25 protein-coding genes and 1 pseudogene are annotated in these 25,896 nt (G+C 68.3%); 14 read left to right on the top strand and 12 right to left on the bottom strand.

The annotated features are described in order from the left end of the window. Window positions 1-46 precede the first annotated feature (46 nt). From DEJ19_RS06535 to DEJ19_RS06525, 3 genes are all read left to right on the top strand, one after another. Window positions 47-1,564, top strand: a complete 1,518-nt coding sequence (locus DEJ19_RS06535) for a SulP family inorganic anion transporter (RefSeq protein ID WP_111233762.1) — start codon at window positions 47-49, stop codon at window positions 1,562-1,564. A gap of 307 nt (window positions 1,565-1,871) precedes the next feature. Then, window positions 1,872-2,411 (top strand): RNA polymerase sigma factor, encoded by a 540-nt coding sequence (locus DEJ19_RS06530; RefSeq protein WP_111233781.1) that lies wholly within the window; start codon window positions 1,872-1,874, stop codon window positions 2,409-2,411. A gap of 25 nt (window positions 2,412-2,436) precedes the next feature. After that, a complete protein-coding gene (locus DEJ19_RS06525) occupies window positions 2,437-3,216 on the top strand; it encodes a hypothetical protein (protein WP_111100739.1) in 780 nt (259 codons plus the stop codon). A 61-nt stretch (window positions 3,217-3,277) separates the two neighbouring features. On the opposite strand, the gene DEJ19_RS06520 is transcribed toward DEJ19_RS06525, so the two are convergent. Both DEJ19_RS06520 and DEJ19_RS06515 read right to left on the bottom strand, forming a co-directional pair. Then, window positions 3,278-4,348 carry a magnesium and cobalt transport protein CorA gene (locus DEJ19_RS06520; RefSeq protein ID WP_111233763.1) on the bottom strand — a complete coding sequence of 357 codons (1,071 nt, stop codon included), beginning with the start codon at window positions 4,346-4,348 and terminating at the stop codon, window positions 3,278-3,280. 239 nt (window positions 4,349-4,587) lie between these two features. After that, on the bottom strand, window positions 4,588-5,151 hold the full coding sequence (locus DEJ19_RS06515) for a hypothetical protein (RefSeq protein WP_111233764.1): 564 nt from the start codon (window positions 5,149-5,151) through the stop codon (window positions 4,588-4,590). Window positions 5,152-5,250: 99 nt separating this feature from the next. Here DEJ19_RS06515 and DEJ19_RS06510 point away from each other — a divergent pair, with 99 nt between their 5' ends. Both DEJ19_RS06510 and DEJ19_RS06505 read left to right on the top strand, forming a co-directional pair. Continuing rightward, window positions 5,251-5,946 (top strand): helix-turn-helix transcriptional regulator, encoded by a 696-nt coding sequence (locus tag DEJ19_RS06510; RefSeq protein WP_111233782.1) that lies wholly within the window; start codon window positions 5,251-5,253, stop codon window positions 5,944-5,946. A gap of 112 nt (window positions 5,947-6,058) precedes the next feature. Further along, window positions 6,059-6,436: a VOC family protein gene (locus tag DEJ19_RS06505; protein WP_111094649.1), complete on the top strand. Its 378-nt coding sequence runs from the start codon at window positions 6,059-6,061 to the stop codon at window positions 6,434-6,436. Between the two features lie 10 nt (window positions 6,437-6,446). Here DEJ19_RS06505 and DEJ19_RS06500 read toward each other — a convergent pair whose 3' ends face one another. After that, window positions 6,447-6,842 (bottom strand): MerR family transcriptional regulator, encoded by a 396-nt coding sequence (locus tag DEJ19_RS06500; RefSeq protein ID WP_111233765.1) that lies wholly within the window; start codon window positions 6,840-6,842, stop codon window positions 6,447-6,449. Window positions 6,843-6,897: 55 nt separating this feature from the next. On the opposite strand from DEJ19_RS06500, the gene DEJ19_RS06495 reads away from it, so the two are divergent. Further along, complete coding sequence (locus tag DEJ19_RS06495) at window positions 6,898-7,608, top strand: SDR family oxidoreductase (protein WP_111233766.1); 711 nt, start codon at window positions 6,898-6,900, stop codon at window positions 7,606-7,608. Between the two features lie 9 nt (window positions 7,609-7,617). On the opposite strand, the gene DEJ19_RS06490 is transcribed toward DEJ19_RS06495, so the two are convergent. Beyond that, complete coding sequence (locus tag DEJ19_RS06490) at window positions 7,618-8,271, bottom strand: FMN-dependent NADH-azoreductase (RefSeq protein ID WP_111233767.1); 654 nt, start codon at window positions 8,269-8,271, stop codon at window positions 7,618-7,620. A 124-nt stretch (window positions 8,272-8,395) separates the two neighbouring features. Here DEJ19_RS06490 and DEJ19_RS06485 point away from each other — a divergent pair, with 124 nt between their 5' ends. The 3 genes from DEJ19_RS06485 to DEJ19_RS06475 all read left to right on the top strand — a co-directional run bounded on the left by DEJ19_RS06485 (window position 8,396) and on the right by DEJ19_RS06475 (window position 10,113). Then, window positions 8,396-8,830, top strand: a complete 435-nt coding sequence (locus DEJ19_RS06485) for a winged helix-turn-helix transcriptional regulator (protein WP_349775278.1) — start codon at window positions 8,396-8,398, stop codon at window positions 8,828-8,830. Between the two features lie 99 nt (window positions 8,831-8,929). After that, window positions 8,930-9,460: a hypothetical protein gene (locus tag DEJ19_RS06480; protein WP_111233768.1), complete on the top strand. Its 531-nt coding sequence runs from the start codon at window positions 8,930-8,932 to the stop codon at window positions 9,458-9,460. A gap of 134 nt (window positions 9,461-9,594) precedes the next feature. Beyond that, window positions 9,595-10,113, top strand: coding sequence for a GNAT family N-acetyltransferase (locus DEJ19_RS06475; protein WP_111233769.1), 519 nt, complete (start codon window positions 9,595-9,597; stop codon window positions 10,111-10,113). Between the two features lie 473 nt (window positions 10,114-10,586). Here the strand turns inward: DEJ19_RS06475 and DEJ19_RS06470 are convergent, their stop codons facing one another. Continuing rightward, window positions 10,587-10,988, bottom strand: a complete 402-nt coding sequence (locus DEJ19_RS06470; RefSeq protein ID WP_111233770.1) for a nuclear transport factor 2 family protein — start codon at window positions 10,986-10,988, stop codon at window positions 10,587-10,589. A 490-nt stretch (window positions 10,989-11,478) separates the two neighbouring features. Here DEJ19_RS06470 and DEJ19_RS06465 point away from each other — a divergent pair, with 490 nt between their 5' ends. Then, the gene (locus DEJ19_RS06465; protein ID WP_220035335.1) at window positions 11,479-15,324 is read left to right on the top strand and encodes a TIM-barrel domain-containing protein; all 3,846 of its coding nucleotides are present in this window, start codon (window positions 11,479-11,481) and stop codon (window positions 15,322-15,324) included. Window positions 15,325-15,575: 251 nt separating this feature from the next. Here the strand turns inward: DEJ19_RS06465 and DEJ19_RS06460 are convergent, their stop codons facing one another. Beyond that, on the bottom strand, window positions 15,576-16,427 hold the full coding sequence (locus DEJ19_RS06460; protein WP_111233771.1) for a helix-turn-helix domain-containing protein: 852 nt from the start codon (window positions 16,425-16,427) through the stop codon (window positions 15,576-15,578). Between the two features lie 803 nt (window positions 16,428-17,230). Continuing rightward, entirely contained in the window at window positions 17,231-18,802 is a 1,572-nt protein-coding gene (locus tag DEJ19_RS22010) for a hypothetical protein (RefSeq protein WP_146250695.1), read from the bottom strand. Between DEJ19_RS22010 and DEJ19_RS22005 the strand changes: the two are divergent. Then, window positions 18,771-19,432, top strand: a pseudogene (locus tag DEJ19_RS22005) (ABC transporter ATP-binding protein). The gene DEJ19_RS22010 and the pseudogene DEJ19_RS22005 sit on opposite strands and share 32 nt — an antisense overlap. A 70-nt stretch (window positions 19,433-19,502) precedes the next feature. Here DEJ19_RS22005 and DEJ19_RS06440 read toward each other — a convergent pair. Next, entirely contained in the window at window positions 19,503-19,886 is a 384-nt protein-coding gene (locus DEJ19_RS06440; RefSeq protein WP_111233775.1) for a hypothetical protein, read from the bottom strand. A gap of 82 nt (window positions 19,887-19,968) precedes the next feature. Here DEJ19_RS06440 and DEJ19_RS06435 point away from each other — a divergent pair, with 82 nt between their 5' ends. Continuing rightward, window positions 19,969-20,274: a hypothetical protein gene (locus DEJ19_RS06435; protein WP_111100749.1), complete on the top strand. Its 306-nt coding sequence runs from the start codon at window positions 19,969-19,971 to the stop codon at window positions 20,272-20,274. Between the two features lie 39 nt (window positions 20,275-20,313). Continuing rightward, window positions 20,314-20,883, top strand: coding sequence for a GNAT family N-acetyltransferase (locus DEJ19_RS06430; protein ID WP_258370802.1), 570 nt, complete (start codon window positions 20,314-20,316; stop codon window positions 20,881-20,883). A gap of 66 nt (window positions 20,884-20,949) precedes the next feature. Here DEJ19_RS06430 and DEJ19_RS06425 read toward each other — a convergent pair whose 3' ends face one another. The 3 genes from DEJ19_RS06425 to DEJ19_RS06415 form a co-directional block, all read right to left on the bottom strand. Next, on the bottom strand, window positions 20,950-21,129 hold the full coding sequence (locus DEJ19_RS06425) for a hypothetical protein (RefSeq protein WP_111092345.1): 180 nt from the start codon (window positions 21,127-21,129) through the stop codon (window positions 20,950-20,952). Window positions 21,130-22,065: 936 nt separating this feature from the next. Then, the gene (locus DEJ19_RS06420) at window positions 22,066-22,452 is read right to left on the bottom strand and encodes a hypothetical protein (RefSeq protein ID WP_111100750.1); all 387 of its coding nucleotides are present in this window, start codon (window positions 22,450-22,452) and stop codon (window positions 22,066-22,068) included. 155 nt (window positions 22,453-22,607) lie between these two features. After that, window positions 22,608-23,756, bottom strand: a complete 1,149-nt coding sequence (locus tag DEJ19_RS06415; RefSeq protein WP_146250696.1) for a hypothetical protein — start codon at window positions 23,754-23,756, stop codon at window positions 22,608-22,610. Between the two features lie 226 nt (window positions 23,757-23,982). Between DEJ19_RS06415 and DEJ19_RS06410 the strand changes: the two genes are divergently transcribed. After that, window positions 23,983-24,798, top strand: coding sequence for a hypothetical protein (locus tag DEJ19_RS06410; protein ID WP_146250697.1), 816 nt, complete (start codon window positions 23,983-23,985; stop codon window positions 24,796-24,798). Between the two features lie 595 nt (window positions 24,799-25,393). On the opposite strand, the gene DEJ19_RS06405 is transcribed toward DEJ19_RS06410, so the two are convergent. After that, window positions 25,394-25,855 (bottom strand): hypothetical protein, encoded by a 462-nt coding sequence (locus DEJ19_RS06405; RefSeq protein ID WP_111100753.1) that lies wholly within the window; start codon window positions 25,853-25,855, stop codon window positions 25,394-25,396. Window positions 25,856-25,896: the final 41 nt, after the last annotated feature.

The raw sequence follows: 25,896 nt of genomic DNA, 5'->3' as shown, positions 1-25,896 counted from the left end.
CCCCCCGCGGACGCCGAGCGTCCGCATCCCTCAGCGAAGGAGAACCGTGACGACCGTCACGCCCGCACCGGCTCCGGTGCACGCAAGCCCCACCGTCCTGTCCGCCCTGCGGAACCCCAAGATCCTGCTCCGCGAGGTCCTCGCCGGCCTCGTCGTGGCCCTCGCGCTGATCCCGGAAGCGATCTCGTTCTCGATCATCGCGGGCGTCGATCCCCGCGTCGGGCTGTTCTCGGCGTTCGTGATGGCCGTGGTCATCTCGTTCGTCGGCGGACGTGCCGCGATGATCACCGGCGCCACCGGAGCCATCGCGCTCGTCGTCGCCCCCGTGGTCAAGGAGCACGGCTTGGACTACCTGATCGCCACCGTCCTGCTCGGCGGCGTGTTCCAGCTCGTCCTCGGTGGGCTCGGCGCGGCCAAGCTGATGCGCTTCGTGCCGAGGTCGGTGATGGTGGGGTTCGTCAACGCCCTCGCGATCCTGATCTTCACCGCGCAGCTGCCGAACATCATCGGCGTCGACTGGCTCGTCTGGCCGATCGGCGCCGTCGGCATCGCGATCATCGTGCTGCTGCCCCGTGTCACCAAGGCCATCCCGGCACCGCTCGTGGCGATCGTCGTCCTGACGCTCGTCAGCGTGCTGGCCTCGATCGCCATCCCCACCGTCGGCGACGAGGGCAAGCTGCCGGACAGCCTGCCGACCCTGTTCATCCCGAACGTCCCGCTGACGCTCGAGACGCTGACGATCATCGCCCCCTACGCCCTCGCGATGGCGCTGGTGGGACTGCTCGAGTCGCTGATGACGGCGAAGCTCGTCGACGAGGTCACCGACACCGGCTCCCGCAAGACCCGCGAAGCCCTCGGGCAGGGGGTGGCGAACATCGCCTCCGGCCTGTTCGGCGGCATGGGCGGCTGCGCGATGATCGGCCAGACGATGATCAACGTCAAGGCCTCCGGCGCCCGTACCCGGATCTCGACGTTCCTGTCCGGCGTGTTCCTGCTGGTCCTCGTCGTCGGACTCGGCGACGTGGTCGCGATCATCCCGATGGCCGCACTCGTCGCCGTGATGGTCATGGTGTCCGTCGGCACCTTCGACTGGCACAGCATCAAGCCCTCCACCCTCAAGCGGATGCCGGTCGGCGAGACCGTCGTCATGGTCCTCACCGTCGTGATCGTCGTCGCCACGGACAACCTGGCCATCGGCGTGATCATCGGGGTGATCGCCGCGATGATCGTCTTCGCACGCCGCGTTTCCCACTTCACCACCGTGTCGCGGAGCATCGAGACGCTCAGCACCGGTGAGCAGCACGCGCTCTACACGGTCGAGGGCGAACTATTCTTCGCGTCGAGCAACGACCTCACCACGCAGTTCGACTACGTCGACGATCCCGACCTGGTCGTCATCGACATGACCGGGTCACACATCTGGGACGCCTCCACCGTCGCCGCGCTCGACGCCATCGAGACGAAGTACCACCAGCACGGCAAGCGCGTCGACATCCGCGGTATGAACGACGCCAGCCAGGCGTTCCACAGCCGCCTCGCCGGGAACCTCGGCGCCGGTCACTGACCTCCTGACCTCCGCCCGCCACCTGGCAACGCCCGTCAGCGTCGGCCGTCCGCCGTCCGCCGTCCGCCGGGACGAGCGCGAAGACGAACCCGACGAGCGCGGACAGGACGCCGATGACGACGACGAACGTCGCCCAGCCGCTCCAGGAGGCCGAGAGGAAGACCGACGTCTGACGCGACCGGCGACGCGATGGCACCCCTGTGACCACCGACTCCGGGGCGCCCCCCTCGGCCACACGACACGCCCGGCGGCGAAGGACCTGTGAGGATGTCCCCTCCGTGCACACTGCGGAGTGAAGGGGGTGGACATGAACCGATCAGCCGAGCCGGACAGCGCGCTCGTGGCGGCAGCAGCGCGCGGCGACCGCAGTGCGGTCACCGCGTTGTTCGACCGTCACGCCGAGACCATGACCCGCTACACGTGGGCACTGGTCACGCGGCGCATGGACGTCGAGGAGATCGTGCAGGACGCGTTCCTGACCCTCTGGCAGAAGGCCGACACCGTGGAGGTCCCCGGGGAGTCACTCCTGCCGTGGCTGCTCGTCGTGTGCCGGAACCACGCCGCGAACCTGCGGCGACAGCAGCGACGGCACGAGGGTGTCGACCTGCCCGACGAGCTCGCCGCGCCCGAGCCGGACGACGACGCCCGCGAGCAACTGCGGTGGGTCCGCGCCGAGATCGACGCGCTTGCACCACTCGATCGCCAGGTGTGCGAGCTCTGCCTCATCGAGGGCCGCTCCTACGCCGAGGCCGCCGACCTGCTCGGCATGAGCGTCGGCGCCGTCACACAGCGCGTGTGGCGGTCCCGTGCACGGATCAAGAAGGCGGTGACGAACGATGAACGATGAACGACGAACCGACCACGGGTCCCCGATGAGCAACGAGCCGCCCGGAGGCGACGAGATGCAGCGGATGCTCGCCGGCATGCGGCAGCAGGTCGTCCGGGGCATGCACGACAAGCCACGCCCGGCTTCCACACACCGTCGCGTCGGCCTCATCGTGGCGTTGATCGCCGTGCTCGGCATCGGCACCGCGAGCGGTTCGGTGGCGCTCGGACTCGTTCCGACGCCCTTCGCCGCAGCACCCGCACCCACGCCGTCCTCTGCACCGCCGACACCGGCACCGACCGGGTCACCGTCCCCGTCCGCGGCCCGCATCACGCCGACCCCCGCGCCGGCCGACACCACGGCGACGATCCCCGGGGCGTGCACCGATGCTGTGCCGGCCGCCGACGCTCCCCGCTTGTTCGGTTCGCTGGTGCTCGACCAGCTCCGACCCGCGGTTCCCGGTGGGAAGACCGACTACTACGTCGACCCGGAGGAACCGTTCACCGCGGACGCCACGCTGGTCTGCCACTGGTCGCCGAGCGGCAGCACCGAGGACGTCGACAACCTCTTCCTCGGGATGGGCACCGTCGACCGAGGCGTCCTCCAGGCCCGGCTCCAGTCGCTCGCAGGCAAGGGCTGGACCTGCACCGACACGCTCGCTGGACGTTCGTGCCAGCAGACCGAGACGGCGATGTACTACTCGGACCGGGTGGAGACGACGCACACGTTCTTCGTGCGCGGCGACACCTGGATCTCGATCACGCAGTCGAACGTCCCGACCGACGGCCTCCTGAAAGCGCTCGTCCAGCAGACCTGGACGGACTGACCGGCGGACTGGAGGCACGGCGCCACCTGGCACCGCGCCTCCAGTCCGTCATCACGCACGCTCAGAGCCAGTGCCGCCGCTTGAACACCGCCCACAGCACGACCGCCAACAGGACCATCGCGACGATCGCAGCGGGGTACCCCCACACCCACCGCAGCTCGGGCATGTGCTCGAAGTTCATGCCGTAGATCGACGCGACCAACGTGGGCGCGAACAGGATCGCCGCCCACGACGAGATCTTCTTCACCTCTTCGCCCTGCTCCATCGACGCCCGCGCCAGCCGCCGGCTCTCCTCCCCCTGTGCCAGGCTCGCGCTGGTCATCCGGCGCATCGCGTCGTTCTGCTCCTGCGTCACCAGGGTCGAGTGCAACGTGAGGGCGTTCTCGAGCAGCGTCCGGAACGTGTCGACCCGCTCGGTCACGCGGATCGCGTGGTCGAGCACGTTCCGCAGCTGGTTCTGCACCTCGGTGTCCGTGCCGTACTTCTCAGCACCGCGCAGCAACGCGTTGAGCATCCCGGGCAGCGGGCCGATGGCGCGCTGGAACCCGATGACCTCGCTGAGCAGCTGGTAGATCCGCCGCGAGGACGCCGGGTCGACCTCACCGTCGAACAGGTCGTCCTCGATGTCGTCGATGTCGTCCTGCAGCCCGGCGACGACCGGGGCGTAGCTGTCGATGACCTCGTCGAGGACCGCGCAGAGCACCGCCTCGGACCCGCGCCCGAGGGCGTCCGGATCGGCTTCGAGTCGCTTCCGCACGTCGGCGAGGTTCGGCTGCTCCGCATGCCGGACGGTCACGACGAAGTCCCGCCCGGTGAACAGGTGCACCTCACCGAACTCGACGGTCTCCTCGTCCTCGTCGTACCAGGCGGGTCGCAGCACCACGAACAGGGTGTCGCCGTAGCGCTCGAGCTTCGCGCGCTGGTGCCCCTTGTGCGCGTCCTCGACCGCGAGCGGGTGCAGCCCGAACTCGTCCGCGACCGAGGCCAGCTCGGCGGCGGTCGGTCGGAACAGCCCGATCCAGGCCATCGCGCCGCTCCCCGCGGCGTCGAGCGCCTCGTAGGTCAAGCTGAGGTCCTGCGGCGACTCCGTTCGGGTTCCGTTGACGTAGATGCCGTTGTCGATGAGGGCCACCGGTGTCCTCCTGGTTCCGTGGTGCATGCGGGCAACCTGCCGATCATGCCGGACCGCCGACGGCGCGCGCGCTTCCCTGACGGAGCCCTCACGCTTCGCGCCGGATTCCTGTCGGAGTCCTGACACGCCCTGGGCGCGACCCCAGGACGGACTGGAGGCACGGTGTCAGCTGGCACCGTGCCTCCAGACCGTCCGCCGTCGCGTTCAGGACCGCCGGCAGCCCGATCCGCTCGTTGCGTTCAGGGCACGTCCTCGCCGAAGGCGAGCAGCGTCCACGGCTCCAGGTCGTGCATCCCGACGCTGGTCTCCCGCTCGGTACCATCCGGCCGGAACTCCCGCTTGACGTAGTCGACGAGATCATCGCCGTAGATGACGACGTCCGTCTGGTGCACCGAGAACACGGGCGTCCCGCTGCCGAGCGGCGCGGCAGGCAGGTAGCGGTGCGAGTACAACGGCACCAGCTGCGGCCACTGCCGCAGGTGTCGCTCAGCCACCTCGAGTCGCTGCGACTCGTCGCCGGGTCGCTCGCCCCACGACCCGGGCCAGAAGGCGTCGTGACGGACGTCGAACAGGGCACCCTCGACCGGCCACCGGATCGCTCGCCGCAGTCGTTCGTCGTTCCGAGCGCGCCAGTCGAACCACCCGTCCCCGCTCGGCAGCGCGAGGGAGAGCAGGGCTCGGTGGTCCGCGCCGAACCGGACGCCGTACCGACGCTCGGCCCGGGCCAGCTCCCGTTCGGACAACCCGGGCTCGAGAGCGACGCCGAACGTCCGGAGGAGTTCGACGGTCAGGGCTGCGGACACCCCCGCAGCCTAGGCCGACGGACGCGAGCCCCACGAGCACATGGCAGACGAGACGGCGTGGATCTGACGGAACGTCTGGACGACAGCGAAGATGGCGAGGTGAATCGCACCGATCGGCTCTACGGCATCGTGGAGGAGTTGCGCGCCGTCGCCCCGCAACCGCGGAGCGCGCGTCGTCTCGCGGAGCGGTTCGAGGTGTCGGTCCGGACCATCGAACGGGACATCTCCGCGTTGCAGCAGTCGGGTGTGCCCATCTGGGCGGAGCCCGGCCGGACGGGTGGGTACGTCATCGACGCGGCCGCGACGCTCGGTCCGGCGGGCTTCACGCCGGATGAAGCCCTCGCGGTGCTGATCGGGCTCGGCTCGCTGGGGCGCAGTCCGTTCCGGCACGCGGCGCAGACCGCGGCCAGGAAGACGCTCGCGGTGATGCCCGCCGGCGACGCCGCACGAGCCAGCGCACTGGCGTCCCGGGTGCACTTCCTGGAGGACGACGAGGACACGGTCGCCCCGGCCGAGTTCGCGGCTGCCCTGCGTGCGGATCGAGTCGTGCGGCTCCGGTACCGGGATGCCGGCGGAGCGGAGTCCGTCCGCGACGTCGAACCGCTGGGGTCGATCGGGAAGGACGGTCAGTGGTACCTGATCGCCTGGTGCCGGACCCGCGACGGGGTGCGGGCGTTCCGCGGCGACCGGATGTTGTCGGTCGAGGTCACCGACGAGCGGCCGGCGCAGCGCGTCCTGCGATCCGAGGACCTCGCGATCCAGTACGGACGACTCCGGCCGGTCCTCGACGACTAGCGCGGTCGGTTTCCGGAAACGCGGTCGGTTTCCGGAAACACCGACAGGACGGTGTCGTGGTGGCCGGTGAAGCTGGTCGCTCCGAGTCAATCGCACCACCGTGAGGAACCCCATGTCGTTCGCATCCGTCCGCATCATCACCGACGACCTCGAGGGCATGGTCGCCTTCTACGAGCGGATCACCGGCCAGCCGGCCGAGCGCCCCGCACCGGTCTTCGCGCAGTTCACCGGCCCGGGTGGGACCCTCGCGATCGCCAGCACCGCCACGGTCGCCATGCTCAGCGGCGCGCTGACGCCCGCGACAAACCGTTCCGTGTTCATCGAGTTCGAGGTCGCCGACGTCGACGGCGACTTCGCCGGACTGCAGCTCGGCAGCGACGACGTCGTCCTGGAGCCGACCACGATGCCGTGGGGCAACCGCTCCGCACTGGTCCGCGACCCGGACGGCAACGTCGTCAACCTGTTCAGCAGGCCCGACGCCGCCAACTAGGCGGAGCGGCTCAGGCGGCGGCGGCGTTCGCGGACGAGCGGCACTCCTCCGGTGGTCGCCCAGCGACGGACTCCGCCGCGATGTCGCGGAGCCGCGCGAGGCGGTCATGGGTGGCACCGAGGGCCTCGATCTGGCGTCGGATGCGATCGCTCTCCTCGTCGAAGTGGTCGAGCATCGTCCGCGTCGCGACCCCGGTGTCGAGGAAGGGCAGGATTTCGACGATCCGACGACTCGGCATGCCCGCCGCGTAGAGCATCTGGATGAAGCGCACGCGCGTCACGTCGGCTTCGCCGTACTCCCGGTGGCCGCCCGTGGTCCGCCCGGACTCGAGGAGGCCCTGTTCCTCGTAGTACCGCAGTGACCGGACGCTGACGTCGGCCCGTTCTGCGAGTTCGCCGATCCGCATCGTTCTGTCCCTCGGGCTTGATTCTCACGTTGACGTCAGGTTCTACCGTAGCGGCATGAACCTCTCTGGAGCCACCGCCCTCGTCACCGGCACGAACCGCGGTATCGGACGCCACCTCGCCGCACAGCTGATCGCACGCGGGGCGAAGGTGTACGCCACCGCCCGACGCCCTGAACTGATCGACCTCGAGGGCGTCGAGCGCCTCGCCCTCGACATCACCTCCCCCGCGTCCGTCACAGCGGCCGCCGCGGTCGCCACCGACGTCGATCTCCTGATCAACAACGCCGGGATCGCGACCACGGCGACCCTGCTGGGCGATCTGGACGCAGCGCACGCCGACATGGACACGAACGTCTGGGGCACCCTGTCCGTGATTCGCGCGTTCGCGCCGGTCCTGGCGGCGAACGGCGGTGGGAGCATCGTGAACATCGCCTCGGGTGCCTCGTGGCTCGCCATGCCCGGAGCCTCCGCCTACGCGGTGTCGAAGGCCGCCCTGTGGAACATGGGCAACGCGTTGCGGCACGAGCTGGCCGGACAAGGGACCGCGGTGATGTCCGTGCACCTCGGAGTGGCCGACACCGACATGACCGCGGGGGTCTCGATGGCCAAGACCGACCCTGCAGACGTGGCGCGCGCGACCCTGGACGGGGTCGAGCGTGACGACTACGAGGTCGTCGTCGACGAGCAGGCCGCGTTGATCAAGCAGATGCTCGCCGGCGACCCCAAGGACCTGTACGCGGTGGTGGCGCAGATGCTCGCGTCGTAGGAGTCGGCTTCACGCAGCCTTCGGCACGGCCGCCAACGTGCGGCCGTGCCGGGCCGCCTGCTCTTCGGCGCGGACCCGCAGCTCGTCGGCCAGCTCCGTGAACTGATCGAGGGCGGGGTTCACCCCGACGAGCGTGAACTCCCGCGTCACCACGTCGAGGTCGAGCTGCCAGACGTCCTCCAGGATGCGTCGCATCCAGGCCGTGGCGTGGTCCCAGCCCTCCCGGGGTGTGCCGGCGGAGTAGTTGCCACCCTGCACCGTGACGAGGACGGCCGGCTTGCCCACGGTCGCGGGCACGGCGCCGGGTGCCATGCGCGGGTCGGTCAGCACGAGGTCGACGTAGGACTTGAAGTGCTGCGAGACGCCGAAGTTGTAGAGCGGCACGGCGAACAGCAGGGCGTCGGCACCGGCCAGCTCGTCGGTCAGCTCGGCGGCCAGGGCGACCGCGGCGACCTGGGCCGCCGTGCGCTCGGACTCGGGCGTCGCGGAGGCGGCGACGGCGTTCGCCCAACTGTCGGCGGGCACGGGGTCGGTGCCGACGTGACGGCGGGTCACCTCGGCGCCCGCGTGCACGGCACTCCACTCGGTCTCGACGATGTCGCCGAGTGCTCGGCTGGTGGAGCCCTCGGTGCGGATGCTGGCGTCCAGGCGGAACAGTGTCATGACACTCCTTCGATCGTTCCCGAGTCGACGACCCGGGCTTCGGTTACGATGAGTAACCCTGCCCGCCGGGTTCCCGTTACCGCAAACGATCCCCTGTTACCCGGCAGTAACCACGGGAGACCCCATGACGGACCAGACCGCGCTGGACCAGTTGCAGGCCCGGCTCCACCAGTCGATGCCCACGATGGCCGAGCTGTGCACGAGCGAGGACCCGGAACTCTTCCGGTCGCTGCTGTCCCGGATGGGCGACAAGTGGACGCTGTTGGTGATCGGCGTGCTCGGTGACGAGCGGCGGCGGTTCACCGAGCTCTCCGAGGTCATCCCCGGCATCTCACGCCGGATGCTGACCGTGACGCTGCGTGCACTCGAGCGCGACGGGCTCGTCTCGCGGACGGTCCACGCCGAGGTGCCGCCGCGCGTCGAGTACGAGCTCACCGACCTCGGACGGTCGCTGCAGTACGTGGCGCTCGCCCTCGCCGACTGGGTGCGGGAACACCAGCAGGTGATCGCCGGCAACCGCCAGGACTTCGACGGCGACGGTGACGCCCGAGATCAATGACGACGGCGAGGCTCGCGTGCGACAGCCAATGGGCTACCGGACACGTCTGGCGGAGTGTGCACCGACCAGCCGTGGGCTGGACATGGCAGGCTCAGGGGCATGGGGTGGATGAAGCAGGTGCCGACGTGGATGGCGGGCGTCATCATGGCCGTCATGTTCGCGGGCGCATGGTTCGGAGCGACCTTCATCACGACGCCGGAACTAAGCGTCGGGCCTCGAGCCCTTCTGTCCATCATCGTCGGCGCGTTCTACGGCATCTTCATGGGGATCTGGGTCGGCCGGGCACGACGGGCTCATGGCCGGGTGGGGCAGCGTCCCGAGTTCAGCAAGGCTGTCCGTCGGGGCACCGTTCCATCGGACGTGGGCATCGCTGATTGGCGGCGAGCGTTGCAATCTCGCCAACAGCAGTACCGGCCGCTCCGATGGTTGGCACCGGTGCTCTACCTGCCGACGACGGCTCTCGCCATCTGGCTCGCCGTCACCGGCCAACCACTTTTCTGGTTCGGTGCAGCGTTCTTCATCGCGATCTTCATCATCACCGTCGTGACCACGCCGCGGGTGCTCCGCAACACGACGACGATGCTCACCGAGCTCGATCGACGCGAAGCAACGCAGCACTTCACGCAGTGACGGACGGTCGTCATAGCCGCCGATGCGGTGAGCGCGTACGACTGGACTTCGCGGACGGTCTCGACAAGGGATCCTGATCCGGACGGTTACCAGCTCGACCGTCGCTTCGTTCGAGGAGCTCCTAGGCTTGCCCTGTGACCGACGATGTTGAGCCGCGACGCTATCGCTCCGAGGACGCCGGAGAGGTGACCACTCTGCTGAACCGGGCCTACCGAGAGTTGCAAGAAGCAGGGTTGAACTTCACTGCGGCAACGCAAGACATCGCGACGACTCGACGGCGGGTGGCAGAAGGCGTCTGCTGGGTCGTCGAACACCAGGGCCGGGTGTCAGCGACCATGACGATGTCCGTGCCTCCACCGGACGACATCCGCTCGCTGTCCGAGCACGCCCAGCAGTCAGACACAGGGTGGCTGTGCCAAGTAGCCGTCGGGCCGGAACTGCGCGGTCGCGCTGTCGCGAAGACGTTGTTCGACGCGGCCTGTGCATGGGCGATCAGTCACGGAATCACGAGGATCGGACTCGACACCGCTGCCTCCGCCGAGCACCTCATCGCGATGTACACGCGATGGGGCTTTGCACACGTGGACGACATCCACTTCCCCGGGAAGAACTACGACAGCGCCGTCATGACACGAGACCTGCCCAGCGAGTAGCACTCTCTGACGCTGCGGGAAGATCGAGAGGTCGACGACCCCATGCTCCCGGCGCTCACCCCGACCCAGACCGCTTCGGGCAACGACGGCAACATGAGTCGGCGAGCCGTGATCATCGTGTCCAGTGGCTCAGAGACCACGCGTTGCCGCCGTCGACCAGGAAGACGTCGGCGTCCCGGACCCAGCTGGCCCATCGAGGACGCCGAGGGATGCCCAGCCCTCCCCCGTGAGATCCCCGAAGTAGCGCGACTGTCCTCGATCGGCTTGCCGAGGAGATCCACGAGCGCCGCGAGGATGCTCGGCTCCTCGGCACCTCCGGATGTCAACAGCAGCTTCGTGTGTCCTCCAGGCGCCCGACGGGTGGGTCAGGACAGGGATCCACCGTCGCCTGTTGTGGCGCAACGCGACGAGTTCACCGACGAGCCTTCACACGCAACGAACAGGTGTGCACGCGCCGGAGGCGCCACCATCGCTCACTCGATCGGCATGAAGGGCCCGCCGTGTTCGCGGAGCGTGCTGATTCGTCCCTCGTGAAGGGTGATGATCGAGATGTACCGGCGGCGCTGCCTTCCCGGCATGTCTGCTCGTCGGAGAACCGCCTGGTACTCGCAGACGACGACGTTCACGTCGTGAGTGGGCAGAACGCTGTCGAACGTGACGTGTTCGAACCAGAGGAATCCAGCGAGGTCGCGAGTCATCTGCTCGATGGCCGGCTTGCCCACGATCGGCGCCCCGTCGCCCGAGCCGTCGAAGGGGACGACGATCGTGGCATCGTCGCGGAAGAGGTCGGGGAACGATGCGATGCTCGGCGAGACTCGACCTGCAAGTGCTGTCGTGAACGCCGAGACCGCGGCATCGAAGTGCGGAGTGTCCATGGATCCGAGTCAACTCCATTCGGCAGCGCCGTCGCGACCGGCGACCTGGCGGGCAGGTCGCTGCAGCACGGCGGAACACGCACGCCGGGCTCGTCGAGGCGGGCGCAGGCTTCCCCGAACTGGCGCCGCTGATGTTTCTCCGTCACCCAGGCCGAGCACACGAGGCGGAACGCGCGAGAGCGTACTTGCAGGCAACCTCCACGAACGGCGCGCGCCAGCGGGGTGACGGCCGAGCCTGGAGGCACGGTGCCAGCTGGCGCCGTGCCTCCAGTCCGTCAGCGTCTCGAGTCCAGGGCCACGGACGACGCGACCACGCCGCTCACGATCGCGGCGGAAGCCGCGAAACGAGCCGACGCCCAGCTGCCCCTTCCTCGGGAGCCCTCCGCGTCGTATGGTTTACAGCGTTGTAAACGGGCCGCCGCAGGGACGGCCCGCAGGTCACGGCCGTTGCACGGCCCGATGGACGACGACGTCCACGAGGAGCACCCACTTGCGCCCCATCTCCTTCCGTTCCCGAGGGCTGCGCCGCGCGCTGTCGTCGGGCATCGTCGCTGCGAGCGCCCTCGGCATGCTCGGGATCGCCGCGATCCCGGCCGCCGCGGACCCCGCAGCCGACCGCACCGTCGTCTCGGGCCAGGCCCGGTTCGAGGTGCTCTCCCCCACCCTGATCCGCACCGAGTACGCGGGTGACTCGCAGTTCACCGACGGCAGCACCTTCAACGTCATCGGCCGCGACGACTTCGCACCCACGACATTCACGAAGACCGAGCGGGACGGCTGGCTGACCCTCGACACGGGCGCGATGACGGTCCGGTACAAGGAGGGCTCGGGGGCTTTCACGCAGGACACCCTGCGGACCACCGTGACCACGGCGTCCGGGCAGCGGGTCACCGGCACGCCGTGGGTGTCGACGCCGACCCCCTCGTGCACGATCGGGTCGCTCTGCGAGGCCGAGACGCTCGGACTCACCGGCCTGTCCCTCGCGACGGACCACACGGGCTTCACCGGAGCCGGGTTCGCCGCGGGCTTCGAGTCCGTCGGCAACGCGATGACCTTCACGACCACGGCAGAACGTGCCGGCCTGTACGACCTCGCCCTGCGCTACGCGAACTCGCAGGGCGGCGACGGCCAGGTCGCCACCCGCACCCTCAGCGTGACCGTCGACGGCGGTGCCGCGAAGACGATCCGGCTCGCACCCGGCGCGAACTGGGACGACTGGAAGACCACCGCCGCCACGACCCTCGACCTGACGGCGGGCGAGCACCGCGTGCGCATCGAACGCACCGCGGACGACTCCGGCCGGGTGAACGTCGACAGCCTGGCCCTGGTCGGCACCGGCGCCGCCTACCCGGCACCGTCGGCCACGGTCACCGGCGAGGACTGCGCGTTCGGCACCGTGTGCCAGGCCGAGGACTCGGTACGCACCGCTCCGGCGACGACTGCCACGAACCACAACGGCTTCGCCGGGGACGGCTTCGTCGCCGGGTTCGAGCGTGCCGGGGCGCAGCTGACGACCCACGTCACCGGGGTGCCGGCCGCGGGCGACTACGCCCTGCAGGTCCGTTACGCCAACGGCTCCGCCGGGGCGCCGACGCTCACCGCGGCCCCGACCGGTCAGCAGTCGACCACTGCACCGCTGCCGAAGACGAGCGGCTGGGACTACTGGAACACCGCCACTGTGCCGGTGCAGCTGGCCGCCGGCACGAACGACGTCGTGATCGGGTGCCCGACCGTGACGAACAACTGCAACGTGAACTTCGACACCGTCGCCGTGGTCGACACCGCGTCGCCGGTCCTCGCCGCGCATGCCCCGCTCGGCGGGTACCGACGCGACCTCGACACCGCCAACGGATCGGTGAAGACGAACCCGGGTCTGCTCTACCAGGACGGCTGGTCGCTCCTCGACGACAGCGCCTCGGCGCTGTACGACCAGGCGACCGACACCATCACCCCCGCGGGCGACCACGGCGGCGAGCGCTACCAGGACGGCTACGTCTTCGCGTACGGCTCGGACTACCGCCATGCCCTGCAGGAGCTCGCCGTCCTGACCGGTCCGACGAAGCTGCTCCCCCGCTGGGCGTACGGCGTCTGGTACTCCGAGTACTACGACCGCTCACAGGCCGACTACCTGGCCATCGCGAAGCAGTTCGACGACGAGGACGTCCCCGTCGACGTCATGGCGATCGACACCGACTACAAGATCGGCAGCCCCACCAACCAGGGCGACAGCAAGTGGAACGGCTGGTCGGTCGACCCGTCCCGGATCCCGGACATGACCGGCCTGCTCGCCGACTGGCACGCCGAGGGCATCCACAACACCCTCAACATCCACCCGTCGATCTCGAGCCAGGACCCGCAGTTCGCGAAGGCGCAGGCCACCGCGAAGGGCAAGCTCACCAAGGGCGACGGCGACCGGTACCTGTTCGACTGGTCCGACCCCGACCAGCTCAAGGCCTACTTCGACCTGCACACCTCGCTGCAGCCGAAGGGCGTCGACATGTGGTGGCTCGACTGGTGCTGCAGCGAGAACTCGAAGTACTCCGCGAACGGCGTCACCCCCGACGCGTTCATCAACCAGCAGTACGCGAAGTACACGGACCAGGCACTCGGCGGCCGCGGGCTCGCGTTCTCGCGGGCGTACGGCTCGCTGACGGCCGGTGGCTACGGCAACCCGCAGGCGGTCCCGACCGGCCCGTGGGCGGACAAGCGCACGACCGTGCACTTCACCGGCGACACCACGTCGTCGTGGGACATGCTGCTCGCCGAGGTCGGCTACACCCCCGGTGAGTCCGCCGCGACCGGCCTGGCCTCGGTCAGCCACGACATCGGTGGCCACAACGGTGCGCAGTACGGCATCGAGGGCGCCGAAGAGGGCACGACCCAGCTGCCCGAGGACCTCTACGCCCGCTGGGTGCAGCTCGGCACCTTCCAGCCGATCGACCGCCTGCACAGCAACCACAGCGACCGACTGCCGTGGCAGTACCCGGCCGCTGCCGAGGCATCGGCGAAGCGGTTCCTGAACCTCCGCGAGGCCCTGGTCCCCCTGACCTACACGCTCGCCGCCCAGGCGACCGAGACGGGCACCCCGATCCTGCAGCCGCTCTACCTGCAGTACCCCGAGGCGCAGGAGTCCTACGCCCAGGCCGGCTCGGAGTACCTGTACGGCCCGGACGTCCTCGTCGCCCCGGTCACCACCGCGAACGACGATTCCGGCAAGGCGACCCGCTCCGTCTGGTTCCCGGCCGGCAGCTCGTGGACGGACTGGTTCACCGGCAAGACGTACGCCGGAGGCACCACCGCCGACGTGACGACCGACCTGAACAGCATGCCCGTGTTCGTGAAGAGCGGTGGCATCGTCCCCACCCGGACGGAGCAGGTCAAGAACGACGCCGCACCGCTCGACGCCGTCACCCTGACGGTGGCGACCGGCGCGAACGGCTCGTTCGACCTGCACGAAGACGCCGGCGAGGACAGCGCCGCTGACGGCGCCGCGAAGTCGAGCGCGATGACCACGGCCGCCGCGTCCGCGAAGGCCACGGCGGGCAGCGCCTCCACCGCCGTCCGCTACACGCAGCAGGCGACCGGCGGCTCGCTCGCCATCGCCCCCGCCGACGGCTCCTTCGCCGGCCAGGTGCAGGACCGCTCGTGGACGGCGACGTTCACGAACGCGGACCGCCCCCGCACCGTCACCATCGACGGCCGGGTGATCGCGGACACCGCCTGGACCTACGACTCCGACACCCGCACCATCAGCGTGCCGGTCGACGAACGGTCCGTGACGAAGCGCACGGTCGTCGCCTTCAGCAGCACGGAGGCGGCGACCCCCGTCCTGCAGGTCGAGTCGCCTCGGGTGGACGCGGGCGACACGCAGACCCTGACCGGCACCGGGTTCCCGGCGGACACCGACGTGGCGCTGGCGACCGCGCCACGCATCGGTGGCGCCACCGCGCACACCGACGCGAGTGGTGCGTTCTCGGCCGATCTGCGGGTGCCGGGCACGGCCTTCGGTCGGGTGACGGTCACCGCGTCGGTCGACGGTGTGGCCCTGGCTCGGGCCGCTTTCACCGTGGTGGCTGCGGCTGCTCCGTCGCCGACCACCTCGCCGGGTGCGGGCACGCCGGGCAGCGGCGCTCCGACGCCGGGTGACAACGGATCCGGTGCGCCGGGCGCGGCAGCGCCGGGCAACGGCGGCGCGGACGCCGGCAGCGAACCGGGCGGTGCACTGGCCTGGACGGGCGCGAACCTGCTCCCCCTCGGGCTCCTGGCGGCAGCACTGCTCGCGGCCGGTGGACTCGTGTGGACGCTGCGGAGTCGGCGACGCCGAGTGCGTGGCTGAGCCCGCCTGAGCGGTCACCCGTCACGGGCGGATGACGGACGGACGGGAGGTGGGCCCCACCAGCCGGTACCGGCGCACCGCGCCAGCGGGGTGACGGCCGTGCCTGGAGGGACGTTGCCAGCTGGCACCGGGCCTCCCGTCCGTCCGTGGTCGCGCTGCAGATCCCCGATCACCGGACCGCGGTGCGGCTGCGGCTGCGGGCATCGCTCGCTCGTTCGCGTGCGCCGCGTCCGCTCCGCCGTTGAGCGACGTCACGGTGGCGACGGAGGAGCCACATGCGTCTGCGTCTGCGCCTGCGCCTGGAGGAACGCGAGCGCTGCAACGCTCTCGGGTGAGGAGGGGAACAGTGGCGTGATCGTGAGTCCGTCCGTCCCCGGGACGACGAGGAGCTCCCACTCGAAGTCGAGCCGCCCGAACGGCGGCACGTCCTGGACGAACGTGCCGTTGGTCAGGATCGCCACGTCGTGCCGTTCCCAGAGGTCCGCGAACTCGTCGGAGCGCGTCATCAGCCCTCTGAGCACCTCGCGCATCCGCTCGTCGCCGGGGTCGGCGCTGAGCCGGAAGACGGCGACGATCTGCGCGGCCCGCGCACGCCATTCCTCGGCCGGGTACTTCGCGCGGCAAGCCTCGGAGAACACGTACTCGATCCGGTTCTGCCCACGGCTCAGGACACCGCCGCCGATCGCTTCGCACAGTGCGTTCGACGCGACGATGTCGAGGTTCCTATCGGCGACGAAGACCGGGGTGCCGTCCCAACGGCGCACGAGCCGTCGGAGTTCGTCGCCGCTCAGCTGCCGGCCGCGCACCGTGGCAGCCGGTGCCGGAGCCGGATCCGCCACGCTCCTGAGGTACGCCGCCCCGTCGGCATCCAGTCGAAGGGCGCGCGCCAGGGCCGCGATCACCTGGGCCGAGGGCACGTGCTCCCGGCCCTGCTCCAGCCGCACGTAGTACTCCGTGCTGATGCCGGCGAGCTGCGCGACCTCGGTCCGCCGGAGGCCCCGGACGCGGCGCCGGTCGTCCGCCGGAAGACCCACGTCGGACGGGCTGAGCGCCGCGCGTCGCGCCCGGAGGTAGCTGCCGAGCAGCGAGGCGTTGGCCGTCAAGGGGACCCGTGCTCGCCGTCAGATCCGACCATGCGCCGATCCTAGACGGACACCGCTCCGTCGCACGCTCGCAGCTCGGTCGCCATTGATGACACGCTTCCTCGACAAAGAGCTCTCGGACTGACATGTTAACGGTCGTACACCGGGCAGTGAGGAAAAGCCGTGACGAAGCAACAGATCACGGCAATCGCGGGCCTGCTCCTGTTGGCCATGCTGTTGACGGTCTTGATCGGGGTGTTCGACGCTCGCCGACGTGTCATCGCCGCGGAAGGCGATGACCTCCGTACGGGCCAGAGCGCGTGGGTGACCGCGACGCTCGACGATCTCGAGCGTGCGCGGAGCGCGTTCGAACCGGGAACCAAGGTGTTCGTGGAACTCGAGGATGGTGTCCGCGCTGTTGCGGTCCTGTCCGGACAGTGGACAGACGTCCCACTGCACGACGGGCACGCTCTGACCGGGCGTCCCGGTGAGGCCCTCGTCGGCGCTGCCGTCGACGTCCGCGACGAGGACATCACCGTCGGTGGCAAGACCTACAACGTGGTGGGGCGACTCGGCGTCCGGGGCGACAGCCTGCTGTCCGACGATGTGGTCCTCGCTGATCCGTCGCGGTTCTCGGCGTCACCACAGCGACTACTCCTCGACGGCCCGAGCAGCGCCCACCACTACAGGGCACAATTCCCCGGCAGGAGCGTCGAGATGATCGACGACGGCACGAACCGCAGGACGAACGTCGACGCCGTGTCGCCGGTCCTTGTCGGCATCGGCGCGCTCGTCGTCATGCTCATCGCCGTGGTCGCAGGTCTTCAGGCTGGACGATGGGAACTCCGCACCGCCGCCGTCCGCTTCACCACCGGGATCCGACCGCTGAACACCCTGCGCAGCGCGGCCGCCAGAGTCGCTGTGATCGGCACCACCGCCTGTACGACCGCCCTCGCGGGCGCGGCAGTCGTGAGGCAGACCACCATCCTCGACCTCGACGTCACTCCCGCAGTCGTCGCGGTCGGAACCCTCGTGCTTGCCGTGTCCGTCGCTTCGCTCTTGCAGGGAACCCGGCGATGGAACTGCTGAACGATCTTCGATCCAACTGGACGATCATCTCCGCCAAGATCGTCCTGCTCGTGCTGCTCGCACTCTGCTGGTACAACGTGGCGTCGTTCACCCAGTCCACATCGCAGGCCGTGGCCCAGGGCCTGTCCGCTGATGCCGATGTCGACCTCTACACAGTGGTCGACGATCTCGACCCGGATGCTTTCGAAGCGATCCGGCGAGACCAGCACGCGCTCGACGACGTCGCCTCGTTCGTCGACCGCGTCGATGACGAGCCCGGATTCGACTTCATCTCCTCGTACGACCAGCCCGTCACCGTCCAGGGCTTCCGCGGCGACGACCGCTTCGACGTCGGTTACGGCACCGAGTACACGCTCAACGGGAAGTACCAGGACGAGTCCGGACGAAGCGTCCAGGACATCAAGTCCATCCAGCTCAACGAGACCGCGTACGAGTTCGCGGGGCTCTCCGTGCAGGACGGCAAGCCGATCGAGTGGAGCGCTGTCGACTGGGGATCCGGCCGGATCCCGGTGCTGCTCGGCAACGAGTACCGCGGCGTGTACGAGCTCGGCGAGCGACTCACCGGAGCGGTCATCCTGCAGGAGCAGGAGCTCGAGGTCGTCGGGTTCCTCGAACCGGACAGTGCCCTGTACTTCCGCAGTGAAGCCAACCACTACCTCGATGACACCGTCCTCGTGCCCTACCCGCCGACACTCGCCGGACTCGACCGAGCAGCACTGGACCGACTGGATCCCGAGCTGTTCGGGCGCCTGGTGTTCCAGGTGCTCAACGCCGACCTCGCCGTCGATCACCGCCTCGATTTCGGAGGCGTCGTCGCGCGTCTCGACGCGATCGGAGACGACACCGGCTTCCGGTCGTACACGTTGCTCGGAGTTCCGGCCTACCTCGTGCAGCTCTCCCTCGTCCGCCAGCTCATCCAGGACAACCTGGTGCTCGTCACCGCGCTGCTCGCCGTCCTCACCACGGGCGTGGGCATCATCACGGCGTTCCTCCACCGGCTCCTGCACCACCGTCGAGCGCCAGTGGCACGGGTGCACCATCTCCTCGGGAGGAGCCCGGATGCCACGAACCGACTGTTCCGCGCAAGCCGCCTGACCGAGTACACCGCCGCGCTCGGGCTGTTCCTCACGTCCAGCGCGCTGCTCCCCAACGACAGTGCGATGGCTCGACTCGGCGCCGGCACCGCCCTGCTCCTCTGGTGTGTGGCGGACGGCGCACTCGGCCGACGAGCCGTCCGCATCGAACTGACCACTCAACCCGAAGAGGTACCCCACGATGATCGTGCTGCGCGACGTCTCGAAGACCATCACCGAGCCCGACGGATCGACCCGAGCACTGTTCGACCGACTCGACTTCGACCTTCGCGAAGAGGATCACTCAGTCGCGATCACCGGGCGGAGCGGATCGGGCAAGAGCACGCTGCTCCGCATCCTCGCCGGTCTCGACACCGACTTCGGCGGGACCTACGAGCACGACGGGCACGTGCTCGAACGCACCGCACGGAGGATGGCGGCACACCGACTGCGACACATCGGCATCGTCACCCAGGACCACAGCCTCCTCAGCGACCGCAGCGTGCTCGACAACGTCCGGCTCGGAGTTCCTGCTCGCGCTGACTCGGCCGACCGAGCGCACACGCTCTCGAGGCGGTCGGCATCAGTCACCTCGCCGCCAAGCGCCCACGACGACTGTCAGGAGGAGAAGCGCAGCGCGTCGCCATCGCCCGAGCCATCGCGAAGCGCCCTGCCGTCGTCCTCGCCGATGAGCCCACCGGCGCACTGGACGAGACGACCGAAGACGACGTGCTCGCCCTCTTCGACCGGCTGCAGCAAGCGGGAACCAAGTTCGTGATCGTCACCCACAGTGAGCGCGTTGCACAGCGATGTGGACGTCGACTGCAGCTACAACACGAGCAGCTCATCGCGCGCGACTACTGACGGACTGGAGGCACGGTGCCAGCTGGCACCGGGCCTCCAGCCCGTCAGCGGTTGCGCTCCAGATCCCCGATCACGCGTGCGCAGAACGGTCGCGGCTGAAGAACTCGGTGAACATCTCCCGTTTCGCCGCATGCGAATCGGGCTCGAGCTCGAGTCCCTCCATGTTGAGGTCGGTGCCGAACAGTCGCAGGATCCCAGGACCACTCGGCTCCGCGGTCTCGAGGGACACCGAGAACAGTGTCGGCAACACCTCGCCTGCGGCGATCCGCCGGGCCTCTGCAAACGCCGCACGGTACGTCGCGTCGGTGACGCGAATCACACTGACCGACCAACTCGTGGCGTCCCAGTCGGGCGCGACCATCTCGCCGCTCAGCGCATGGAAGAAGTGCACGACGAATGTGTCACGCTCGCCTTCGGTGCCGTAGTGCCGCTCGTCCACGTCTTCGATCTGCACGAACTCATCTTGTCAGCGTCAGCCGGGGTGTTCGAGGCCGCGGACCAGCCGAAGCATGCACCTTCGCCGGTACCATCTCGCCATGGCTGAAGCAGGTCTGCTCGCAGCGAGCATCGCAATCCTGGTGGGCACGGTCGCGATCCTCGTGAAGCGTGTGCGGACCCCGGCCTGGGTGCGTGACGCGCAGCTCACCTTGAACGCCAGCCCCGTGACCAGTCTGCTGTTGTTCCTGGCCGGTGCGCTCCTGGTCGGCCTCGTCCTCGCCTTCGGGATCTTCTTGGTCGCCACCAGGCACGGCGTCATCGGGTGGGCGATGGTCTGTCTCGCTGCGACCGGCATCGCTCACCTCGGGGTGACCGTGTGGATCCGGCGACAGCCGCTCTCGTGATCAGGTGCGGAGTCAGGCCGTGGTCAGTGTGGATGTTGCATGGGGCACTCCACGCCGTTCGCGATCTGCAAAGCTCAGGACATGTCGTGGCCAAAGGCTGATCCCCTGCAGTCGGATCGCCTCGCCCTGGAACCGCTTGCCGTCGACCACGCAAGCGAGATGCTGACCGCCCTGGCTCCACCAGAGCTCTACCGGTTCACTGGTGGCGAGCCACCGACCCTCGACGAACTGGGCGCACGGTACCGCCGCCAATCCCAGGGCCAGTCTGAGGACGGCAGCGCGGGTTGGCTGAACTGGATCGTCCGTCCTGCCTGCGGCGGACCGGCGATCGGATTCGTGCAGGCCACCCTCGAGCGCAAGGAGGACGGCCTCGTGGCGGACCTCGCCTGGCTGGTCACGCCAGAGGAACAGGGTCGAGGGATCGCCGTCGAGGCAGCAGCAACCGTCGTGACGTGGTTGCGTTCGATCGACGTCCGACACATCAGGGCTTTCATCCATCCCGATCACACCGCCTCGATGCACGTGGCGCGACGGACCGGGCTTGCACCCACGAGCGCTCTGGTCGACGGCGAGCTCCTTTGGGAAGCCTTCTTGCCTACGGCCCGCTGAGCACTGATCCCATCCGATAGCCGATCGGCTACCGGACGGCCGTGGGCTCGCTGGCCCTTGAGAGCGTCAGAAGTACATGCGCCCCCGCGCGATGTCAGCCTCGGCCTGCCGAAGGGCCTCCGCGACTTCGGGGTCAGTCCCCTCGAACTTCGCCGCCCGAGAGCCAAAGTTCGTGTAGCGGTGCATGACGAACCACAGCACGAGGAGCACCGCCAAGACCAAGCCGGTTCCGATCCACCACCACATTCGGGCAGCGTAAGTGCGACCAACCGCGGGCGCAAGCAAAGCGATGCTCCGTTGAAGGATCGTTCACCGCACGGTCCGCACGAGCCCACTGGACTGTGGGGAGGGACCGGAGGGGACTGAGCGCTCTCGGTGGCGATGGGCAGTTGACACGGATCTCAGTCGACGGACACTTCGACGCTCTCGCAGATCTGTTCCGCAGCGAACCTGCGAACGGAGCGCACGAACTCGGTCTGTGGATCGTAAGACACATCTAGCTGCTCGCCGCCCTCGACAAGCGCCAGAGCGCGAGTCAGCGTGCTCAACGTCTCCGGGTCGGTGTAGGTGACATCGGCTACGGGCCCGTCGAAGCGTTGGCGTGCCGCGTGGCCAGCGCGCGCGAGGAGTGGTCGGATGTCGAGATGGGTGAAGACGGCACTGATCTCATGCCCATCGAGTTCGAGCAGCTCACCCTCGTACTCAGCGACCTATCCGTTTCCGTTGATCGCCGCGTAGCGCAGAACCACCGATGCAGCTGCGTCGCTGATCAGGATCGTTGCAGCCCAGTAGCCGAGTTTCTTCATCCCACTTCCAACAGGTGCCATTGGTCCCTTTCCCACCGCGCACCCCTGTCGGGCGGTAGCAAGCGTTCCCTCCCCTGCGCACCAGGACCGCGGCATCCGGTCACTCGACCCAATCACCGTCATCGCCGGCCACGAGAGTCAACGCCCCTTGGCCAGCCGCCTGGTGCAGCTGCTCATCGACGGCCTTTCTCCTGCAGCTGGGAAGGATCGCATCTAGCCACGGCGGCATCCGCCAGGCCCGACTCCGACCCTTGAGCAATCAGCTATCGGGCAGCGTCATCGGCTTCGACGGGCCAGTCCGTTGCGGCGGTAGAAGGTCTCCAAGGCAGCGCGGTCCGACAGGAACACCTTCGGCCCCTCGAATTAGTTTCGAAAGCTAGGAGAGGTCGAGGGGGCGAAGGACGTACCCGTCGGGAACGGTGCCGCGGTGCTCGTAGTAGTGAAAGAACAGTTCGGTGGCCTCGTCGGCGTCGAACACCTCGGCGGGGTGGCGTGCGTGTTCGGTGCCCGCAACGGTCACCGACTCCGTCAGCGGCTCGTCGACGTCGTGGTCGCGACCCACGATGAAGTGACGCATCTGCCCACCGTCGACGATCTGCGCATCGACGCTCATCCGCTCAGCGGTGCCGCCTGCCTGGAGGTAGTTCAGGTCGTACTCGCCGGCCTCGTAGTCAGGAGCATCCGGCCAACCAGCGTCGTCCGGCAGCCACCAAATAGCGTACGCGAATCGACCATCGCTCTGCCCGTCCAGCAAACCGAGCATCCGCCGGAGCTGGTCCCTGATCGGTCGGAAGTCCGCCGTGAGCTGGGATTCTCGCTCACTGTTGGTGGTGTTGATGAACAGGTGTGGCCTCCGCCGTTGTCACGTTCTGTATGCGCGGAAGTCGCGCAGATCCGGCCGCGCTGCCCGCAACCGAGTCAGGGTACTTTCTTGAGGATGACGGATGTGCTCTTCAGGAGCTTCCCGTCAATCGTGGCGTATGTAGGGTTCCTGTAGGTGAGCAGACCATCGAAGGATCGCTGCTCGGCGTTGCGCGTCGCACCGCCACTCTTCACCTCGATCCCTGCCCACGTCCCGTCCGGCTTCTCCATCAGCCCGTCGAAGAACCGGCCATTCGGAGCACCATCAACTCGCGCTTTGACCTGGTCGGTGCGGTAGGGCAGGCCAGCGTCCTCAGCGACCTCCTCGACACCCTGTCGCTCCTTAGCTTTAACGTCCGCGTGAGCCTGCTTGTTCCCCTCGGACCGGTACGTACCGTCCTTGTTCCGCTCCGGGTGCTTCTCGTTCTGCTCCTTCTTCCAGGCGTCCACGTGATCGGTGCGGTTCGGCGTGAGCCGATCATCGGTCATCGCGTGCACGCCGAGCGGAATTCCGCCCGAAGCAGCCAACCCCGCCCCTGCAGCCATCACCGCAGCACCGGCAACGTTCAACGGGACCCCAGCCACAGCCCCGACGCCGGTGAGGTCGAGGGCGACACCACCACCCTCGACCGCCGCCCCACCGGCCAGCAATGCCAAACCGCCGAGAAGCTCGACGACTTCGTCTGGATGGTTCACCATCGCGTTCCCCATCGACGCAAAGATGTTCCCCGCCACTCCGGCAGCGTCCTGCACGTACGGCCAGGCCGCATCCGCTTCCGCACCGAGAACAGCGCCGCCGATGCCGACCGCTGCTTTCGTGGTGTTCCAGGCGTCCTCGAACCAGTTGCCACTGCCGTCGGATGCGTCCTTCGAGGAGGTCGTCGATGCGAGATGAACCGGATGCGCGTTCACAGTCGATGGGGTGATGCCGTCGAACTCAGAGGCGATGCTTGCGAGGGTCGTCGTGACGTTGTCATTGTGCGCCTGCACCTGCCGGCGGAGCGCATACTCCTGCCCGACGAGTTCTGGGACCTGTTGCCAGTTCGTGATGACTGTGCCGATGACGCCGAGAATGTCCCCCTTCTCGGCTTCCTTAGATGCTTCGGCGGCGACCTGAACGCCACAATGTGTCTCACGCCAGTGTCTCGGAAACCTATAGGTAAATGAGACCGGGAAACATCGCGCCGAGCAGGCCAGGGGCGGCATCGAACACACCAACGTGAGAGCGGAACACTCGAGCGTGCGGTCGCTCTTCCGGGGCTGCGCGTCGCAGAGGCGGCGTCGACAGTACGCGTAGACGCGAGGAGTCTCCGCCCCGGCAGTACCCTCACGGGATGAAGACCAGGCGCACAATCATCCGGTATCTCCGTCTGTCGAGCTGATGACCCGGCACGTTGACCCGCGCAGAACGCTCCGACATCGGCTAGCAATGATGGCGATCACACTCGACGGTGCCGACACTCCCCCACGAGCTCGCCTGGTGTGGTCACTCGTCGAGCACGGCGGACAACCCGTCGACCCCGACGCTGCCGCCTACGCGACCGGCGTCGACCGCATCGCCCCGGAGACCCTCGCCGCGATCGCGGACCTCTACGGGGTCCCCCGCAGCTATCTCACCGCACCGGGCCAGGACCCAGGACGTGACCTCGCAATCGACGAGGACCTCACACGGATCCGCTCCACGACTCCCCTTCAACGGACTGCAACCACCTACGAACCCATCAGCCGCGCTCCCGTCCCGAAACCAGCAGCATCAGAAGTCACCGCGATCGCCGACACCGCCCGTAGCATCGCGCACGCTGCAACACGATCCGACGTGCCATGGATCCTCGCCGCGCTGATCAGCGGCGTGATCATCACAGTTGGGCTCGCTGCCGTCGGCACGACCGCCACCTGGGTCCTGGCGGGCCTTGCTGCGGCCGCAACGTTCGCACGCACTGTCTATGCCACCCGCCGAACCTACCGACAGGCCGGCTGGGTACACGCCGACGACGCCACCTTCACCAAGGAGCTCCAACAGCATCTCCGCGACGGTATCGCCCGCCACTTGCACACCCTCCACACCCGTAGCCAGCTCCCCCTCGAGCAGCTCGTCGCGATCCTTGACAGCACCACGCCGATCGGCACCGTGCAACTCGACGCCCTCACCGCCGGCGACAACACCGAGCAGCGCAAGCTGATCACCACCGCCGTCGAAGCCGCCATGCGCGCACACGGATACCGAGTCGGCGCGGCCCGGTTCCGATAATGCTGCTTCTCGGAGCATGTCAGCGGGCTGGAAGTGATGCAAGACGTCGTCCACCGGGCGGCGAGTCGCCCTGTCGAAGGCGCGCCTTATGCTGGGTCCACTGAGCTAAGGGGGCAGAGTGAATCGAGTGACTACGGCAGTGGTCGTTGCTGTTGTAAGCGGGGTCCTGTTGACCGGTTGCACCGCGCATCGAGAGTCGCCACTCCCATCGGCGTCGCCAACGGCTACGCCGTCCGACTCGTCGACTCCCGTGGGGGTTGTCTCTGCGGATCCCTCTGATCTGGGATCTCGTGCCGGCGCCGCGGGATCGAGCACCGCTGACGGGAACGGGTACAGGTACCGGGTTGCACAAGGAGACGCGGTGATAGCGATCGCGCAGCGGTTTGGCATCTGCACTGCGGACATCTACCTGAGCAATGACGACGTCCTAGGGCAGGAACTCTCGGTCGGGCAACGGCTGGATATCCGTCATGTGAAGGGTCCGGGTCATCAGGTGGATCAGTGCCATGCATCGTTCCCCGAGGGTGTCGGATGAAGCGCTGAACGGGCCCTGAGATAGGACGCCTCAAAGCCCGTTCAGTCGTAAGTGGTCGAACTACCGTGCTTCCTGGTAGATCGACTTCCACCCTCCCGTGCGGTTGGCGACACCACCGGACTTGTTCTTGTAGACCAACCGAGCCTGGCTGTAACCGGTGTAGTACGGGCTCACCCAGGACGGGCTGGCACTGAGGACGTCCTTCGTGTATACCGACGAGACGGTCCCGGTGCGGGACTTGAGCTGGAGCGTGACTTCGCCGTTGCCTTGGATGCCGCCGCCGTTGTAGTTGATGCGGAACCAGGCGGTGCCTCCGCACTTGGCGCTGCGGCGAAGTTCAACGTACATGTTGTACGCGACGAAGTTGTCCGCTGTCTCGCCTCCGTCGGTGCACGCAGCGGCGGTGGTGGCCGCGGCAGCCGGGCTGGCGCCGGCGGTCTGGCTTCCCCCGACGAGGGCGCCGGCGGCGAGTCCGAACGCGAGCAGTGTCGCGACGATGCGGCGGTTGCTGGTCAGTTCCATAGTTATCCCCTTGTGACAGCAGCATTCTGTGACGGCCGTCC

This window comes from Curtobacterium sp. MCSS17_016 (assembly GCF_003234255.2).
Lineage (GTDB): Bacteria > Actinomycetota > Actinomycetes > Actinomycetales > Microbacteriaceae > Curtobacterium > Curtobacterium flaccumfaciens.
Note: the sequence above shows the minus strand (reverse complement) of the source record. Positions and strands in the feature narration are given on the sequence as shown.